The sequence below is a fragment of the Micromonospora sp. Mcm103 genome, assembly GCF_024519755.1.
GTDB lineage: Bacteria > Actinomycetota > Actinomycetes > Mycobacteriales > Micromonosporaceae > Micromonospora > Micromonospora aurantiaca.
In genome coordinates this window covers 359,946-377,301 of record NZ_JALJRJ010000001.1, presented here as the reverse complement: position 1 = coordinate 377,301, position 17,356 = coordinate 359,946, and the positions used below count along the sequence as shown (strand labels likewise).

17 protein-coding genes are annotated in these 17,356 nt (G+C 75.0%); 16 read left to right on the top strand and 1 reads right to left on the bottom strand.

Annotated elements, in window-relative coordinates:
• Window positions 1-51 precede the first annotated feature (51 nt).
• The gene (locus tag OC439_RS01800; protein WP_262011865.1) at window positions 52-942 is read left to right on the top strand and encodes an alpha/beta hydrolase family protein; all 891 of its coding nucleotides are present in this window, start codon (window positions 52-54) and stop codon (window positions 940-942) included.
• A 93-nt stretch (window positions 943-1,035) separates the two neighbouring features.
• Window positions 1,036-3,750 carry a helix-turn-helix transcriptional regulator gene (locus OC439_RS01795; protein WP_262011864.1) on the top strand — a complete coding sequence of 905 codons (2,715 nt, stop codon included), beginning with the start codon at window positions 1,036-1,038 and terminating at the stop codon, window positions 3,748-3,750.
• A gap of 58 nt (window positions 3,751-3,808) precedes the next feature.
• On the opposite strand, the gene OC439_RS01790 is transcribed toward OC439_RS01795, so the two are convergent.
• A complete protein-coding gene (locus OC439_RS01790) occupies window positions 3,809-4,567 on the bottom strand; it encodes a class I SAM-dependent methyltransferase (protein WP_262011863.1) in 759 nt (252 codons plus the stop codon).
• A gap of 182 nt (window positions 4,568-4,749) precedes the next feature.
• On the opposite strand from OC439_RS01790, the gene OC439_RS01785 reads away from it, so the two are divergent.
• The 14 genes from OC439_RS01785 (at window position 4,750) to OC439_RS01720 (ending at window position 17,356) form a co-directional block, all read left to right on the top strand.
• Window positions 4,750-7,029: an FAD-dependent oxidoreductase gene (locus OC439_RS01785; protein WP_262011862.1), complete on the top strand. Its 2,280-nt coding sequence runs from the start codon at window positions 4,750-4,752 to the stop codon at window positions 7,027-7,029.
• Complete coding sequence (locus OC439_RS01780) at window positions 7,026-7,346, top strand: putative quinol monooxygenase (protein WP_120569519.1); 321 nt, start codon at window positions 7,026-7,028, stop codon at window positions 7,344-7,346. The genes OC439_RS01785 and OC439_RS01780 overlap by 4 nt, the downstream gene beginning before the upstream one ends.
• A complete protein-coding gene (locus tag OC439_RS01775) occupies window positions 7,343-8,569 on the top strand; it encodes a cytochrome P450 family protein (protein WP_262011861.1) in 1,227 nt (408 codons plus the stop codon). The genes OC439_RS01780 and OC439_RS01775 overlap by 4 nt, the downstream gene beginning before the upstream one ends.
• A gap of 53 nt (window positions 8,570-8,622) precedes the next feature.
• On the top strand, window positions 8,623-9,288 hold the full coding sequence (locus tag OC439_RS01770; protein WP_262011860.1) for a TcmI family type II polyketide cyclase: 666 nt from the start codon (window positions 8,623-8,625) through the stop codon (window positions 9,286-9,288).
• An 85-nt stretch (window positions 9,289-9,373) separates the two neighbouring features.
• Window positions 9,374-9,757 carry a DUF1622 domain-containing protein gene (locus tag OC439_RS01765; protein ID WP_262011859.1) on the top strand — a complete coding sequence of 128 codons (384 nt, stop codon included), beginning with the start codon at window positions 9,374-9,376 and terminating at the stop codon, window positions 9,755-9,757.
• 29 nt (window positions 9,758-9,786) lie between these two features.
• Window positions 9,787-10,260: a macro domain-containing protein gene (locus OC439_RS01760; RefSeq protein WP_262011858.1), complete on the top strand. Its 474-nt coding sequence runs from the start codon at window positions 9,787-9,789 to the stop codon at window positions 10,258-10,260.
• Window positions 10,261-10,334: 74 nt separating this feature from the next.
• The gene (locus OC439_RS01755) at window positions 10,335-12,392 is read left to right on the top strand and encodes a heavy metal translocating P-type ATPase (RefSeq protein ID WP_262011857.1); all 2,058 of its coding nucleotides are present in this window, start codon (window positions 10,335-10,337) and stop codon (window positions 12,390-12,392) included.
• 93 nt (window positions 12,393-12,485) lie between these two features.
• On the top strand, window positions 12,486-12,893 hold the full coding sequence (locus OC439_RS01750; protein ID WP_135240553.1) for a molybdopterin-binding protein: 408 nt from the start codon (window positions 12,486-12,488) through the stop codon (window positions 12,891-12,893).
• Complete coding sequence (gene modA / locus OC439_RS01745) at window positions 12,890-13,672, top strand: molybdate ABC transporter substrate-binding protein (RefSeq protein ID WP_262011856.1); 783 nt, start codon at window positions 12,890-12,892, stop codon at window positions 13,670-13,672. The genes OC439_RS01750 and modA overlap by 4 nt, the downstream gene beginning before the upstream one ends.
• Entirely contained in the window at window positions 13,669-14,466 is a 798-nt protein-coding gene (locus OC439_RS01740; protein WP_262011855.1) for an ABC transporter permease, read from the top strand. The genes modA and OC439_RS01740 overlap by 4 nt, the downstream gene beginning before the upstream one ends.
• Complete coding sequence (locus OC439_RS01735; protein ID WP_262011854.1) at window positions 14,448-15,518, top strand: ABC transporter ATP-binding protein; 1,071 nt, start codon at window positions 14,448-14,450, stop codon at window positions 15,516-15,518. Before OC439_RS01740 ends, OC439_RS01735 begins: the two co-directional genes overlap by 19 nt.
• A gap of 95 nt (window positions 15,519-15,613) precedes the next feature.
• Window positions 15,614-15,886, top strand: a complete 273-nt coding sequence (locus OC439_RS01730; RefSeq protein ID WP_262011853.1) for a hypothetical protein — start codon at window positions 15,614-15,616, stop codon at window positions 15,884-15,886.
• Between the two features lie 49 nt (window positions 15,887-15,935).
• The gene (locus OC439_RS01725; protein WP_402810877.1) at window positions 15,936-16,955 is read left to right on the top strand and encodes a zinc-binding alcohol dehydrogenase; all 1,020 of its coding nucleotides are present in this window, start codon (window positions 15,936-15,938) and stop codon (window positions 16,953-16,955) included.
• A gap of 2 nt (window positions 16,956-16,957) precedes the next feature.
• Entirely contained in the window at window positions 16,958-17,356 is a 399-nt protein-coding gene (locus OC439_RS01720) for a 6-pyruvoyl trahydropterin synthase family protein (RefSeq protein ID WP_262011851.1), read from the top strand.

Below are 17,356 nucleotides of genomic sequence, written 5' to 3'. Positions count from 1 at the left end.
GCATCGATGCTGACGCATGTCGATGTAATTCCGGCGCAAGGAGTGACCGACGTGCCCACCACCACCCGTTCCCGTACCCCCGTCCGTGCCCTCGCCCGCCTCGCCGTGGCGGCACTGCTCGCCACCGGCGGCGCCCTCGCCGTCCCGGCCGCGGCGAGCGCGGCAAGCCCCTACGAGCGCGGCCCGGCGCCCACGAGCGCCATCCTGGAGGCCAGCCGCGGCCCGTTCGCCACCTCGTCGATAAACGTCTCCTCGCTGAGCGTGACCGGCTTCGGCGGCGGCGTCATCTACTACCCGACCAGCACCGCCGAGGGCACCTTCGGCGCGGTCGCCATCTCGCCCGGCTACACCGCCTCCTGGTCCAGCCTGAGCTGGCTCGGCCCGCGGATCGCCTCGCACGGCTTCGTGGTGATCGGCATCGAGACCAACACCCGGCTGGACCAGCCGGACAGCCGGGGCCGCCAGCTCCTGGCCGCGCTGGACTACCTGACCCAGCGCAGCTCGGTGCGGGGCCGGATCGACTCGTCCCGGCTCGCCGTGGCCGGGCACTCGATGGGTGGCGGCGGCAGCCTGGAGGCGGCGGCGGCACGGCCGTCGTTGCAGGCCGCCGTCCCGCTCGCACCGTGGAACCTGGACAAGACCTGGTCCGAGGTGCGGGTGCCGACGCTCATCATCGGCGGCGAGACCGACAGCGTGGCACCGGTGGCGACCCACTCGATCCCGTTCTACAACAGCATCCCGGCGTCGTCCGAGAAGGCGTACCTGGAGCTGGACGGCGCGAGCCACTTCTTCCCGCAGACGACGAACACGCCGACGGCGAAGCAGATGGTGGCCTGGCTGAAGCGGTTCGTCGACGACGACACCCGTTACGAGCAGTTCCTCTGCCCCGGCCCGAGCGGGTCGGCGATCCAGGAGTACCGCAACACCTGCCCGAGCGCCTGATCCGGTCCGCTCCCGGGGTGGTCGCCGTGGCGACCACCCCGGGAGCGTGTCCGCCTCTTTTCCGACGGGTTGCCCATCTGTGACACTGCATGCATGGTTTCTGCATCGACAGTGCATATAGACCTGTGGGGCCGGGACGACGAGTGCGACGCGATCCGCCGGCTCCTCGACCACGACGACGGCGGCGCGCTGCTGTTCCACGGACCACCCGGCTCCGGGCGCACCGCCCTTCTGGCGTACGCCCGCAGGTGGGCGGGACAGCGCGCGGTGCTGGCCGGCGCCGGCGTGGCCGACGAGGCGACACTGCCCTACGCCGGGCTGCACCGCCTGCTCGACCCGGTGCTGGACGCGGACACCGCACTCCCGGTGCGGCAACGCCGGCTGTTGCGCCGCACGCTCGGCGGCGACGGGTGCCCGGCCGAGCAACGCCTGGCCCTGGCCGCGGCGGTGCGGTCACTGCTCGCCGCCGCGGCGGCGGACCGGCCGCTGCTGTGCACGGTGGACGACCTCGACATCGGCGATCCGCAGAGCGCCTGGACACTGGCGGTGGTGGCGCGCCGGCTGCGCCGGCTGCCGGTGGCGATGCTGCTGACCGCCACCGCACCGGCCACCGTCGACGGCGTACCCGCCCACCGGCTGCGCCCGCTGGACGCCCGCGAGTGCCACGCCATGCTCGCCGGCCTGCGGGAGCGGCCACCCGTGGCGGTGGCCACGGCGCTGGCCGCGCTCAGCCGAGGCAGCCCGGCGGCGCTGGCCGACCTGGCCGGCACGCTCACCGCCGCCCAGTGGCGGGGCGAGGCGCCGCTGCCCGACACGCCGCCGGTGGACGGCGTACTCGCCGCCGCGTACCGGGCCCGCCTGGACCGGCTGCCCGTCCCGACCCGGCGGATGGTGCTGCTCGCCGCGCTCGACCCCGGCGACGACCCGGCCACGCTGGTCCGCGCCGCGTGGGCGGCCGGACTGACCGTCGAGGCGCTCGCCCCCGCCGAAGCGGCCGGCCTGCTGCGCACCGGGCCGGGCGGGGTGACGTTCCCGCACCCGCTCGCCCGCACGATGATCACCGCAGTCGCGCCGCTCGCCGACCTGCGCTCGGCGCACCTGCTGCTGGCCGGCACGCTCGCCGAGGGCACGCTGGGCCGGGCGCTGCGCCACGCCATCGCCGCCGACTGTCCGGCCGACATGCTCGCCGCCGAGTTGAGCGCGGCGGTCGACGAGGTGCCGGACCGCGCCGCCGCGGCGGTCGTGCTGCGCCGGGCCGCCGAGCTGAGCCCCGACCCCGGGCGCGCGGCCGAGCTGACCATCGCGGCGGCGCGGTGCGCCTGGACCGCCGGCGACCCGGACCAGGCCCGAGGGCTGCTACGGCGCCTGACCGCCGGACCGGCGCCCGGTCGGGCCGACCTGCTCCGCGGCGAGATGCAACTGCGCTGCGACGCGCCCGCCGCCGCGGTCGCCACGCTGCTGGCCGCCGCCGACGCGGTCACGCCGGCCGACCGGCGGGCCGCGCTGCTGGCGCTGGTCCGCGCCGGCGAGGCCATCTGCGTCACCGGCGACCAGTACCGGTACGCCGAAGTGGCCCGCCGGGCCGAGGCGCTGCGTCGGCCCGGCGACCCACCCGAACTCGACCTGCTGGCCACGTTCGCCGCCGGTGTCGGGGCGACGCTGCGGGGCGACCACGCCCGTGGCGGTCCGGCGCTGCGCCGCGTCGTCGTCCTCGGCGGCCGGCTGGCCGGTCCCGCGCTCACCCCGGGCGCGCTCGTCTGCGCCGCCGCGGCCGCACTGCTCGTCGCCGTGGACGCTCCCGCGCACCGGCTCGCCGGCCGGGCGGTCGAGCTGGCCCGCTCGCGCGGCGAGCTGTCCCTGCTGCCCCGGGCGCTGGAGCTGCGAGCAGTCGCCGAGTACTGGCTGGGCCGGCACGAGGCGGCGGCGGAGACCGCCCGCGAGGGCGTGCGCGCCGCCCGCGCCACCGGCCAGCACGTCTGCGCCCAGGTGCACCTCGGCATCCTCGCCGTGCTGGCCGCGGTCCGCGCCGACCGGGACGCCGCGCTGGCCCGGATCGCCGAGATCGGCGACGGGGCCGCACCGGGAAGCCGGCCGGACGCGTACGCCCGCTGGGCGCTCGGCGTGCTGGACCTCATCGACGGCCGGTACGCCGACGCGGTGGCCCGGCTGTCCGCGCTGGCCCGTACCGGCACCGGCCGGGGCCAGGTGCTGGTCCAGGTGATGGCCACGCCGTACCTGGTGGAGGCCGCCGCCCACGACGGCGGGCGGCCGGCCGCCGCGCTCGCCGTGTTCGACCACTGGGCCAGCAGCACGGCGAGCCCGTCGCGGCGGGCGCTGGCCGCGCGCTGCCGGGCGCTGCTCGCACCCCGGGGCGGCCCGGAGGCCGAACGGGAGTTCCACGCGGCGCTGCGGCTGCACCCGGCCGACACCGACCGGTTCGAGCGCGCCCGCACCGAGCTGCTGTTCGGTCGCGAGCTGCGCCGCCGGCGCCGCCCCCGGGACGCCCGGGCGCACCTGCACCGGGCCCGGGAGGCGTTCACGCTGCTCGGCGCCACCGTGTGGGCCGAGCGGGCGGGGGAGGAGCTGCGCGCGGCGGGGGAGTCGGTCGGGCCGGTGCGGCGCGGCCCGGAGCAGATGCTGACCGGGCAGCAGTTGCACATCGCCCGGCTGGTCGCGGAGGGGGCGACCAACCGGGAGATCGCCACCCGGATGTGCCTGTCCACCCGGACCGTCGACCACCACCTGCGCAACGTCTTCCACCGGCTGGGCGTGCGCTCGCGTACCGAACTGGCCCGCCTGCTGTCCTGACCGCCCGCCGCCCTCGGCCCGCGTGGTGTCGGCCGCCGGGCCAGGCGCGCCGCCGGGATCAGCGCAGTGCGGCCACCGCGGCGTCCGCGCCGCCGCGCCAGAGCACGCCGGCCTCGGTGAAGCCGGCCGCGCGCAGCGCGTCCAGGTGCCATGCCGCGGGCGGGTTCCACTCCGGGCTGTGCCCGGTCGGGTAGATCTGCCGCCGCTTCTCCACGAGCGGGCCGAGCACCGGGTCGTCGGCCGCCTGCGCCCACCAGTCCGGCCAGGACAGCGCCGCGCCGGCACGGTGCCGGGCGTCCCGGCGCGCCCGCGCGCGCTCGCCGAGCCGTGCGGTGAGCGTCGGCATCGCGTCGTCGGGCATGTGGTCGGCGTTGACGAACACGCCGCCGGGGCGCAGCACGTCGCGGATCTCGCGGTAGAGCTCGGTCAGGCGCGGACCGTCCACCCAGTGCAGCGCGGTGGCGGTGAGCACGGCGTCGTAGTCGCGGTGCGGCAGCGCGGCGGCCCAGCCGGACCGGTTGAGGTCGGCGCTGACCACGGTGGCCCGCCCGGCCAGCGCCGCCTCGGCGAGGGTGAGCAGCACCGGGTCGAGGTCGAGCACCGTCACCTCGGCGTCGGGCCGGCGGGCCAGCGTCCGCAGGCTGATCGAGCCGGTGCCCCCGGCCAGGTCGAGCACCCGTGGCGGCCGGTCGCCGGTGACCGCTTCGACGGCGTCGAGCATCGCGTCGAAGCGGTGCTCCCGGTCCGGCAGGTACGCCTCCTGCTGCCGGTCCCAGCTCTCCTGCCAGGCCCGTACATCCAGATCGTAAGGAGTCATACCCCTCACGATAGTTACCGGCAGGCGACCCTGTCGAGGCTTGTTGCCAAACCTTTGCAATAAGCGGGGGCGTCCCGGCGGCGTCACCGGGGCCGGACGTCCGGCGGGCCGACGGTGACGAGGCGGTGACGCGCGCTACGGCAGGGTCGCGGCACGACGACGGCACCGTTCGAGGGGGCTGCATGATCAGGACGATGCTCCGGCTGCGCGCGCGCCCCGGCTGCGAGCCCGCGGTCGGGCCGGCCTTCGAGACGGTCGCCGGGCAGCTCGGCGCACTGCCCGGCAACATGCGGCACGAGCTGCTGCGCGACGCCCTCGACCCGCGCGGCTTCGTCGTCGTCACCGAGTGGGCCGACGACGCGGCGCTGCGCGCGTACCGGCGCGGGCCGGTGGCGGCCCGCCTGGCCGACCTGCTCCGGCCGCTGACCGAGCCGGACGGCGACCCCGGCTACCCCCTGATGCGCGAGACCGGGGACGGGACGGGTCCGGTCTACGTGGACGTCGAACTCACAGTGCCGCTCGACCGGCTCGCCGAGTTCCACAGGGGCTACCCCGAGGTGGTCCGGCGGATGGCGGCGATACCCGGCTACCGCCGCGAACAACTGCTGCGGGAGCCCGGCTCGGACATCCACCACATCTTCGCCGAGTGGGACGGCTCCGCGCCGTTCCTCGCCTGGATCGGCGACCCGGCCCACGCCTCCGCGCAGGCCGGGCCGATCGCGCCGTTCCTTCTCGACATCCGGCGCCGGCTGTTCCACGTCGTGCCAGACGCGGACGACCGCCGACACCCCACCACGGGCTGGGAGGCCGACGTGCACAGGACAACAGACGTACTCGTCGTCGGGGCGGGGCCCACCGGGCTGACCGCCGCCGTCGAACTGGCCCGGCGGGGCATCGACTGCCTGGTGATCGACAAGCAGGTCACCCCGCCCGGCCACGCCGACAAGGCGATCGGTGTGCACTGCCGCACCATGGAGATCTGGGAGGAGCAGGGTGTCGTCCGGGAGGCCATGGACGCCGGCATCTGGCTCACCGGCAACACGGTCTTCGTCAACGGCGAGCAGACCCACCGGATGAGCTGGGAACTGCCCGGCCTGCCGTACGACCACCTCGGCCTGCCGCAGTACGAGACCGAACGGATACTCACCACCCGGCTGGCCACCCTCGGCGTCCGCCCGCAGCGCGGCGCCGAACTCGTCGACTTCACCCAGGACGCCGACGGCGTGGCCGCCACCGTCCGCACCGCCGACGGCGGCACCGAGACGGTACGCGCGGCGTACCTGGTCGGCGCCGACGGCGCGCACAGCCGGGTACGGGAGCGGCTCGGGCTCACCTTCACCGGCGGGCTCGGCCGGTTTCCGCAACTGTTCATGCTCGTGGACGTCGACGTGGACTGGGACATGCCGGACGGGCACCTGCTGCGGTTCCTGCACATGACCGACGGGCAGATGGACGGGATGCTCGTCTGCGTACCGCTGCGCGGCGAGCACCGCTACCGCATCGCCACCCTCGCCCCGCCCCGGTTCTTCGCCCAGACCGGCGGGCGCGACGCCCCGCCCGGGTTCAGCGAGGAACTCGACGAACCGACAATCGAGGACGTGCAGGCGGCGCTGGACCGCCTCGCGCCACCCGGCACCCGGGCGAGCAACCTGCGCTGGTCGTCGGTGTTCCGGATCAGCCACGGCATCGTCGACCGCTACCGCGACGGCCGCGTGTTCGTCGCCGGGGACGCCGCCCACCTGCATCCGCCGGCCGGCGGCCAGGGCATGAACACCGGCATCCAGGACACCTGGAACCTGGCCTGGAAGCTCGCTCTGGCGGTACGCGGGCTCGCCGCGCCCGGCCTGCTGGACAGCTACGAGACCGAGCGGCGGCCGGAGGGCGAGGAGATCGTCGGCCGGGCGGTACGGATGGCCGGCACCGAGGAGGTGGACCGCGCCGACCTGGAACGGCAGTTCCTCCAGGAGATGTCCATGCTGCTCAGCTACGCCGGCAGCCCACTGGTCGGGGAGACCGTCGCCGACCCGGCCGCGCTCGGTGACGCGCCCCGCCCCGGCGACATCGCGCCCGACGTCGACGGGCTGCGCCGGCGCGGCGTCGGCCACCCGCTGCGGCTGCGTGACCTCACCCGGGGCACCCGGCACACGCTGCTGCTCTACGCCGACCGCACGGCCGGCGTTGAGGAGCTGGCCGCGTTCACCGGCCTGTGCGCCGACGCGCGGCGGCTCGCCGGCGGGGAACTCGACGCGTACCTGCTGCTCGACCCGGACGCCGGCGAACCGCGACTGCTCGACCCGCCGGTGGTGCGCGACGCCGAGCGCCGCTTCCGCGCCGGGTACGGCCTGGCCGGCACCGGCCTGTACCTGATCCGCCCGGACGGGCACATCGGGTTCCGGGGCGCGCCGGTCGACCCGGACGCGCTGCGCAAGCACCTGCACCTGGTCTTCGGGAGTGTCCGGTGAGCCGGGTCCGGACCGTGCTGTCGATGCGGACCCGGGAGGGCTGCGAGGAGCGCTTCGAGGCGGAGTGGCTCACCGCGGCCGAACAGATCCGCACGCTGGACGGCTGCCTGCACCAGGACCTGGTCCGTGACGCCGACGACCCGCGCAGCTACCTGATCATCAGCGACTGGGCGGACCGCGAGCGGCTGGACGCGTTCGGCCGGAGCACGCACCGGGACCGGCTGCTGAGCATCATCCGTGAGCTGCGCGAGTCCGCCGACCGGCACACCTACCAGGTGCTGCACAGCGTGGCCGGCGAGCCGGGGGAGGGGCGATGACCGACGACGTGATGCCGGCGAGCGAGCTCTACACCGACGGGTTCGCCGCCGACCCGTACCCCGCGCTGGCCCGGCTGCGCGCCGAGCGGCCGGTCTGCCCGGTCGGCTCGCCGCGCTTCGACTCCTGGCTGATCACCCGATTCGACGACGCCCGCACCGCGCTGACCGACCCGCGCCTGTCCAAGGACCTGTACGGCCCGGGGCAGCACTACCTGAAGATCTTCGGCCCGAACTCCGAGGGCCTGAACCGCAACATGCTCAACTCCGATCCGCCGGAGCACACCCGCCTGCGCCGGGTGGTGTCGCAGGCGTTCGCGCCCCGGCGGATCGAGGCGTTGCGCCCCCGGGTGGCGTCGATCGTCGATCAGCTCATCGACAAGATGGCACCGCACGGCGAGGCGGACCTGATGCACGAGTTCGCCATTCCGCTGCCGATGACAGTCATCTGCGAGCTGCTCGGTGTGCCGCCGGCCGACCACGACCGGGTGCTCGACTGGACCCAGGTCATCCGTACCTCCGGCTCCACCAGCCGGCCGCCGGCGCAGGAGCGGGCGGCGGTGCAGGAGGCCCAGCTCCGGCTGCACCACTACCTGGCCGGGCTGGTCCGCGCCAAACGCGACGACCCGGCCGACGACATCATCGGCGCGCTCATCAAGGCCGTCGACCGGGACGGGACGCTGTCCGAGGCGGAACTGGTCACCACCACGTTCCTGCTGCTGTTCGCCGGGCACCAGACCACCGCCGACTTCCTCGGCAACGCCGTGCTGGCCCTGCTCACCCACCCCGAGCAGATGGAACTGCTGCGCGACTCGCCCCGCCTGCTGCCCGCCGCGATCGAGGAGCTGCTGCGCTTCGACGGGCCCCTGCCCGTGGCCAGCCCGCGCATCGCCACCGAGGACGTCGACTACCAGGGCGTACGCATCCCGCGCGGCGCGATCGTCGGGGTCGCGATCAACGCGGCCAACCACGACCCGGCGCACTTCGCCGACCCGGACCGGCTGGACCTGCGCCGGGTCCGGGGCCCGCACCTCGGGTTCGGGCACGGCGTCCACTACTGCCTGGGCGTCTCGCTGGCCCGGATGGAGGCCGAACTCGCGCTCGGCGCGCTGCTGCGCCGGCTGCCCGGACTGCGTCTCGGCGTGCCGCTCGCCGAGGTGCGCCGGCTCCCCGCCGCCTCGCCGTTCCGTGGCCTGCTGGAACTGCCTGTCACCTTCACCGCCTGACGGCGCCGCCGTCTCGCGCCGCCGCCCCCGTCGCAATCATTCAAGGAGCAGTCATGGTTTTCCGCAACGTGATCGTCTGTCACATGGTCCCCGGCAGCGAGCAGATCGTCGGCGGCGTGTTCGGCCACTACGATCAGGCCACCCGGCCGCAGGATCTGGGCGTCATCGGCCGGTACCTGCTGTCGCACCACGACCTCTACCTCCACGTGATCGAGCGGGAGCAGGACCCGCGGATCTCCGGGCAGACCCGTGGCCTGCCCGCTTTTCAGAAGATCGCCGAGGAGATCGGCCCGTACGTCACCCCGTACCCGCGCTACTGGAAGAACCCGTCGGACTCGGTCGCGAAGGAGTTCTACCACTGGGCGCCCGAGGGGGAGCCGCCCGCCGACACCACGCTCACCGTGATCGTCGGGCGGATCAAGCCCGGCGCCGAACCGGACGTGGCACGGGTCTTCGGCGAGTCCGACGCCGGGTCGCTCCCGGCCGACCTCGGTGTCACCGGCCGCTGGCTCTACTCGATCGACGACGTCTACGTGCACCTGCTCGAACAGGAGTCGTCGGCGGCCGAGGCGACCCGCGACCAGCACGGCGACAAGCCCGCCTTCGGCAAGGTGATGCAGGACCTTGGCCCGTACATCGAGCCGTACCGGCCGGAGAAGTGGCAGGGCCCGCAGGACTCGGTGGCCACCGTCTTCTACCGCTGGCAGGCCCAGGACTGAGCACGCTCCGCGCTCCCGTCGGCCGGGAGCGCGGAAACGCCGCCCCCGCGACCGGCCGTACGCCAGGCTGGTGCGGGGGTGCCGGGTGTCGACGAAGGAGATCGTCCAGCACGTCGGGGCGCTGCTGGACCTGGCCGGGGTGCTCGTCATCGCGGTCGGCGTCGCGGTCGCCACGGCGGTGTTCGCGGTGCGTTGCGCCCGGACCCGGCAGGTGGTCGCGCACTACCGGGCGTACCGGCAGGGGGTCGGCCGGGCCATCCTGCTCGGCCTGGAGTTCCTGGTCGGCGGCGACATCATCCGTACGGTAGCGGTGTCGCCCACGTTCACCAGCGTCGGCGTGCTGGCGCTGATCGTGCTGGTCCGCACGTTCCTCAGCTTCTCCCTCGAGGTGGAGCTGGACGGCCGCTGGCCCTGGCAGGGCCGGACTCCGGCCGCCCGGCCCAGCGTCGGCGCCCGCCCCCAGCGCTGAGCGTCGTACCCCTGCGGCAGCATGCGGGCATGGCGGAGTTCCGGATCGTGCGCGGCGACGCGACGAGCCCGCAGGCGAAGGGCCCCAAGATCGTCGCCCACGTCTGCAACGATCTCGGCGGGTGGGGGAAGGGCTTCGTGCTCGCCGTCTCGCGGCGCTGGCCGGAGCCGGAACGCGACTACCGGGAGTGGCACCGGCACCGGGCCGGCAACGACTTCGGGCTGGGTGCCGTCCGGCTGGTCCGGGTCGCGCCGGACCTGTGGGTGGCCAACATGGTCGGCCAGCGCGGGATGCGCCGGGGCAGCGCCGGGCCGCCGATCCGGTACGACGCGGTGGAGCGTTGCCTCGCGACAGTTGCCGGACACGCCGAGGAGCTGGGCGCGTCGGTCCACATGCCGCGCATCGGCTGCGGGCTGGCCGGCGGCTCTTGGCAGCGGATCGAGCCGTTGATCCGGCGCGCGTTGTCCGACCGCGGCATCCCGGTGACCGTCTACGACAGGTAGTGACCTCCGCCTGTCGCCCGCGTCACTTCGCCGAGCCGGCACCGACAGGTACCCCCAGGGGGTATGGTGGTGCGATGGAGCACGGATCCGGTCACGACACCGGCCACCACGGCGACCACGGCGGCGGTCACGGCGCGCACGCCGGGCACGACCCGGAGCAGTTCCGCCGCCGGTTCTGGCTGAGCCTGGCGCTGACCGTGCCGATCGTCGCCACCAGCCACATGGTGATGGACTGGTTCGGCTACTCGCTTGAGTTCCCGGGCGTGCGCTGGGTCGGCCCGGTGCTCGGCACCGTGGTGTTCGCGTACGGCGGCTGGCCGTTCCTCACCGGCGGGCTGCGTGAGCTGCGCGAGCGCGCCCCCGGCATGATGCTGCTGATCTCGATGGCGATCGTCGTCGCGTACGTCGCCTCGGCCGCCACCAGCCTCGGCCTGTTCGACCTGGACTTCTGGTGGGAGCTGGCCGCGCTGGTCACCATCATGCTGCTCGGCCACTGGCAGGAGATGCGGGCGGTCGGGCAGGCGCGCGGCGCGCTCGGCGCCCTCGCCGCGCTGCTGCCCGACGACGCCGAGCGCCTGGACGACGCCGGGCGGCCGCATCCGGTGCCGGTCGGCGAGCTGCGGGTGGACGACGTGGTGCTGGTGCGCCCCGGCGGGCGGGTGCCGGCCGACGGGCGGATCGTCGAGGGCGCCGCCGAGCTGGACGAGTCGATGATCACCGGCGAGTCGCGGCCGGTGGCCCGCGCCGCCGGGGATCGCGTGGTCGCCGGCACCGTCGCCACCGACTCCACCCTCCGGGTACGCGTCGAGGCCGTCGGCGCGGACACCGCGTTGGCCGGCATCGGGCGGCTCGTCGCCGAGGCGCAGGCCTCCGGTGGGCGCGCGCAGGTGCTCGCCGACCGGTTCGCCGCGCTGCTGTTCTACCTGGCGGCGTTCGCCGGCCTGGCGACGTTCGCGGTCTGGGCGCTGCTCGGCGACCCCGACCAGGCGGTGGTACGCACCGTGACGGTGCTGGTGATCGCCTGCCCGCACGCGCTCGGCCTGGCGATCCCGCTGGTGGTGGCGCTGTCGACAGCGCTGTCGGCCCGTGCCGGCATCCTGGTCAAGGACCGGCTCGCGCTGGAGCGGATGCGCACCGTCGACACCGTCCTGTTCGACAAGACCGGCACGCTCACCACCGGCCGGCACACGGTGACCGGGGTGGCCGCCACCGGCGGGACGGACGAGGCAGCCGCCCTGGCCCTGGCCGGCGCGGTGGAGGCCGACAGCGAGCACCCGCTGGCCCGGGCGCTGGTCGCCGCCGCCGACGCCCGCGGCGCCCGTCCCGCCGCGCGCGGCTTCCGGGCGCTGACCGGCCGGGGTGTGCGCGCCACGGTGGACGGCGTGGACTGGGCGGTCGGCGGGCCGGCGCTGCTGCGCGAACTCGACGCCGCGGTGCCGGACGACCTGGCCCGGGCCGCGCGGGAGTGGTCGGGCCGGGGTGCCGCGGTGCTGCACCTGGTCCGCCTGCCCGAGGGCGCCCCACCCGAGGTGGTCGCCGCGTTCGGGCTGGAGGACCAGGTCCGCCCGGAGGCGCGGGCCGCCGTGGCCGAGCTGCGCGACCTCGGCGTACGCAAGATCGTGATGATCACCGGCGACGCGCGCCCGGTCGCCGAGGCGGTCGCCGCCGACCTCGGGTTCCGGCCCGGCGTCGACGAGGTCTTCGCCGAGGTGCTCCCGGCCGACAAGGACAAGGCGGTGGCCGAGCTGCGCGGCCGGGGACTGACGGTGGCGATGGTCGGCGACGGCGTGAACGACGCCCCGGCGCTCGCTCGCGCCGACGTCGGGCTGGCCATCGGCGCCGGTACCGACGTGGCGATCGAGTCCGCCGGGGTGGTGCTCGCCGGCTCCGACCCGCGCGGTGTCGGCGGCGTGATCCGGCTGTCCCGCGCGTCGTACCGGAAGATGCGGCAGAACCTGGCCTGGGCGGCCGGCTACAACGTGGTGGCGATCCCGCTCGCCGCCGGTGTCCTCGCCTGGGCGGGGATCGCGCTCAGTCCGGCGCTGGGCGCGGTGCTGATGTCCGCCTCGACGATCGTGGTGGCGCTCAACGCCCAGCTGCTACGCCGGGTCCGGATCACCCCGGCCGACTGAACCGCAGTTCCGGTCCCGAGCCGCCTGGCGGCTCGCGGATGCGAGCCACCACGCCCCTTCCGGCTGGCACCTGCGGGCCGCTAGGGTGAGCGCGTGACGGTGTTCCGGATCGGTGAGGCAGCCGAACTGCTCGGGGTCAGCGCGGACACGGTCCGCCGCTGGATCGACGCCGGCAAGCTGCCGGCCACCCGCGACGAGCACGGCCACCGGGTGCTCGACGGCGCCGACGTGGCAGCGTTCGTCCGCGCGCCCGGCCACCCCGAGCTGTCCTCGGCCCGCAACCGGCTGCGTGGCATCGTCACCGCCGTCGTGAAGGACACCGTGATGGCCCAGGTGGACATCCAGGCCGGGCCGTTCCGGGTGGTGTCGCTGATGAGCCGCGAGGCCGTCGACGACCTCGACCTCCAAGTCGGCTCCGTCGCCGTCGCGGTGATCAAGTCGACCACCGTCGTGGTCGAGCGCGCCCCCGCCGCCACCCCCAGGGGAAGGACGAGCCCGTGACCGTACGGTGGATCCGCGCCGCGCTCGCCGCCGCGCTGGTGGGGGCGCTGGGCCTGACCGGGTGCGGCGGCGCCGACGAACCGGCCGGGCCCGACGGCGCCGGCCCGGTGACCGTGTTCGCCGCCGCCTCGCTCACCGAGTCGTTCACCACACTCGGCAAGGAGTACGAGGCCGCCCACCCGGGCCGCACCGTCACTTTCAACTTCGGCGGCAGCTCGGGCCTCGCCACCCAGATCACCCAGGGCGCGCCCGCCGACGTGTTCGCCGCCGCCTCCCCGGCCACCATGAAGACGGTCACCGACGCCGGTGATGCGGCCGGCGAACCGGCAGTGCTGGTGCGCAACCAGCTCGTCGTCGCCGTACCCCGAGGCAACCCGGCCCGGGTCGGCGGCCTGGCCGACCTCGCCCGCCCCGGCGTCAAGGTGGCGCTCTGCGCGGAGCAGGTGCCCTGCGGCGCCGCCGCGCGTACCGCGCTGGACGCCGCTGGTGTGCCGCTCACGCCCGCCACGCTCGAACAGGACGTCAAGGGCGCGCTGGCCAAGCTGCGCCTCGGCGAGGTCGACGCGGCACTGGTCTACCGCACCGACGTCCGCGCCGCCCCCGGACTCGACGCGGTCGAGTTCCCCGAGTCGGCGCGCGCGGTGAACGACTACCCGATCGTGGTGCTGCGCGCCGCCGGCAACCCGGCCGGCGCTCGCGCCTTCGTCGACTTCGTCCGCTCCGACGCCGGGCTCGCCGTGCTCACCGCCGCCGGGTTCCAGGCGCCCTCCGGCACATGAGCCGTGCCGTACGCCGGCAGCGGGTGCCGATCGCCCTGCTCGTGCCCGCCGGGTTGGGACTGGCCTTCCTCGTCCTGCCGCTCGCCGGGCTGCTGCTCCGGGCACCCTGGACCACGCTGCCCCAGCGGCTGACCGAACCGGGTGTGCTCACCGCGCTGCGGCTGTCGCTGGAGACCGCCACCGTCGCCACGCTGCTCTGCGTGGCGCTCGGCGTACCCCTGGCCTGGCTCTTGGCGCGGGTGGAGTTCCCCGGCCGGCGGCTGGTCCGGGCGCTGGTCACGGTGCCGCTGGTGCTGCCGCCGGTGGTCGGCGGCGTGGCGCTGCTGCTGGTCTTCGGCCGGCGCGGGCTGGTCGGGTCGTGGCTGGACGAGACGTTCGGGGTGACGTTGCCGTTCACCACCGCCGGGGTGGTGCTGGCCGAGGCGTTCGTGGCGATGCCGTTCCTGGTCATCGCCGTCGAGGGGGCGCTTCGTGGCGCCGACCCCCGGTACGAGGAGGCCGCCGCCACGCTCGGCGCCGGACGGTTCACCACCTTCACCCGGGTCACGCTGCCGCTCGTCGCCCCGGGAGTGGCGGCCGGGGCGGTGCTCTGCTGGGCCCGGGCGCTCGGTGAGTTCGGCGCCACCATCACGTTCGCCGGCAACTATCCCGGCCGCACGCAGACCATGCCGCTGGCGGTCTACCTGGCGCTGGAGACCGACCTGCAGGCCGCGATCGTGCTGAGCCTGATCCTGCTCACCGTCTCCGTGGTGATCCTCGCCGCGCTGCGCGACAAATGGGTCGGCAGCACATGACCGCGCTGCTGGACGCGCACCTGGTCGCCGAGCGGGACGGCTTCACCCTCGACGTGCGGCTGCGCATCGCCGCCGGTGAAGTGGTGGCGCTGCTCGGCCCCAACGGCGCCGGCAAGACCACAGCGCTGCGGGTGCTCGCCGGGCTGCACCCGCTCGCCGCCGGTCACCTCACGCTCGGCGGCGCGGACCTGGACCGGCCGGACCGCCGGGTGTGGACGCCGCCGGAGCGCCGGCCGGTCGGCGTGGTGTTCCAGGACTACCTGCTGTTCCCGCACCTGAGCGCGCTGGACAACGTGGCGTTCGGGCCGCGCCGCCGGGGCGCCGACAAGCGTGCCGCCCGCACCCGGGCCCAGGAGTGGCTGGACCGGGTCGGCCTCGGTGACCAGGCCCGGCGCCGGCCCCGGCAGCTCTCCGGCGGGCAGGCGCAGCGGGTCGCGCTGGCCCGCGCGCTCGCCGTCGACCCGGCGCTGCTGCTGCTCGACGAGCCGCTCGCCGCGCTCGACGCCCGGACCCGGCTGGACACCCGCGCCGAACTCCAGCGCCACCTCGGCGCGCACCCCGGCGCGACGCTGCTCGTCACCCACGACCCCCTCGACGCCCTGGTGCTCGCCGACCGACTGGTCATCGTGGAGCACGGCCGGGTGGTGCAGGAGGGCGACGCCGCCACCGTCACGGCCCGGCCGCGCACCGACTACGTGGCCCGGCTGGTCGGCCTCAACCTGCACCGCGGCCGCGCCGACGGACACGCCGTCACCGTCGGTGAGCTGACGCTCACCACCTCCGACACCGTTCACGGTGAGGCGTTCGTCGCGTACCCGCCGGCCGCCGTCGCGCTGCACCCGTCCCGGCCGGAGGGCAGCCCGCGCAACGTGTGGGCGGCCACCGTCACCGGTGTGCAACGCCACGGCGACAACCTGCGCGTGCAGCTGGCCGGGCCGGTCGAGGTCGCCGCCGACGTCACGCCCGCCGCCGCGGCCCACCTCGGACTGATCCCCGGCCGCCTGGTCTGGGCGGCGGTCAAGGCAGCCGAGACGCGCGCCTATCCGGCGTGACAAACACCGCTGGTCGCGACATGTGCGCAGGTGAGAGGTTTGATCTGCGCTCAACCGGTCACTGGGACGGTAGCGACGACGCAAAGGGGGACACGGTGCCCGACACGATCCGCAACAGGTCCAGTCTGGACGCCGACCTGCCACGGGGAGTCACCGACCCGTTGCTCTGGCGGGCCGCGTACGACGTTGCCGTCGCCCACCGGCCCGACGATTCCGGCCGGTGCGAGAGCCTGCTGTGTGACGGTCAGGTCGCGCCGTGTGACGCGCTGACCGCCGCCCACCGCGCCATGGAACTGGCCGGGGACCGGGACTCCGACCGGGCCGAGGCCGAGACCTGGCGTACGGAGCAGCGCCGGCGCGCCGCTTGAGCGTCGGGTCGCGGGCGGTTCGAACCGCTGATGCCCCGCTTCCGTGTTTATGATCGACAACTCGGTCGGAATGCGGGGAAGAGGAGAGTTCGTGACGGTCGACGCCCACGCGTTCTGGCTCCGCGCCCCCGGCGAGGGCGAGATCCGGCCGGTCCGGCTCGCCGACCCAGGCCCCGGTGAGGTGCTGGTCCGCACCCGCTTCTCGGGTGTCAGCCGCGGCACCGAGACGCTGGTGTTCACCGGCCGCGTCCCGGCCGACCAGCACGACGCCATGCGCGCGCCGTTCCAGGAGGGCGACTTCCCGGCGCCGGTCAAGTACGGCTACCTCAGCGTCGGCACCGTCGAGGCGGGCGACGAGCGGCTGCTCGGCCGTACCGTCTTCTGCCTCTACCCGCACCAGAGCGCGTACGTGGTACCGGCCGACGCCGTGACCGTCGTGCCGGACGGCGTACCGGCCGAGCGCGCCGTGCTGGCCGGCACCGTGGAGACGGCTGTGAACGCGCTGTGGGACGCCGCCCCGCTGGTCGGCGACCGGGTCACCGTGATCGGCGGCGGGATGGTCGGCTGCGCGGTGACCGCGCTGCTGACCCGCTTCCCCGGCGTACGCGTCGAACTGGTCGACGCCGACCCGGCCCGCGCCGGTATGGCCGCCGCGCTCGGCGCCGACTTCGCCACACCCGCCGACGCCACCGGCGAGCGCGACCTGGTGGTGCACGCCAGCGCCACCGCCGACGGGCTGCAACGCGGCCTGGAGCTGCTGCGCCCCGAGGGCACCGTGCTGGAGCTGAGCTGGTACGGCGACCGGCCGGTCACGCTGGCGCTGGGCGGCGCGTTCCACTCCCGACGGCTGGGCATCCGCAGCAGCCAGGTCGGCACCGTCTCGCCCCGGCGGGCCGACCGCAGCTACGCCGACCGGCTCGCGCTCGCCCTGGACCTGCTGGCCGACCCGGTGTTCGACGCGTTGCTCACCGGCCGGTCCCGCTTCGACGACCTGCCCGACGTGCTGGACCGGCTCGCCTCGGGTGAGCTTCCGGCGCTGTGTCATCTCATCACCTACGGCGAGGAGTGATCGTGTTCAGCGTGACCGTCCGGGACCACATGATGGTCGCCCACAGCTTCCGCGGCGAGGTCTTCGGCCCGGCGCAGCGGCTGCACGGGGCGACGTTCGTCGTCGATGCCACGTTCCGCCGCGCCGAGCTGGACGACGACGGGATCGTGGTCGACATCGGGCTGGCCACCGAGCAGCTCAGGGCCGTGCTCGCCGAGCTGAACTACCGCAACCTCGACGACGAGCCCGCCTTCGCCGGGGTGAACACCACCACCGAGGTGCTGGCGCGGACGATCGCCGACCGGCTCGCCGACGCGGTGACGGCCGGCCGGCTGGGGGAGGGCGCGCGCGGCCTGGCCGGGATCACCGTCACGCTGCACGAGTCGCACATCGCGTGGGCGAGCTACGAGCGGTCGCTCTGA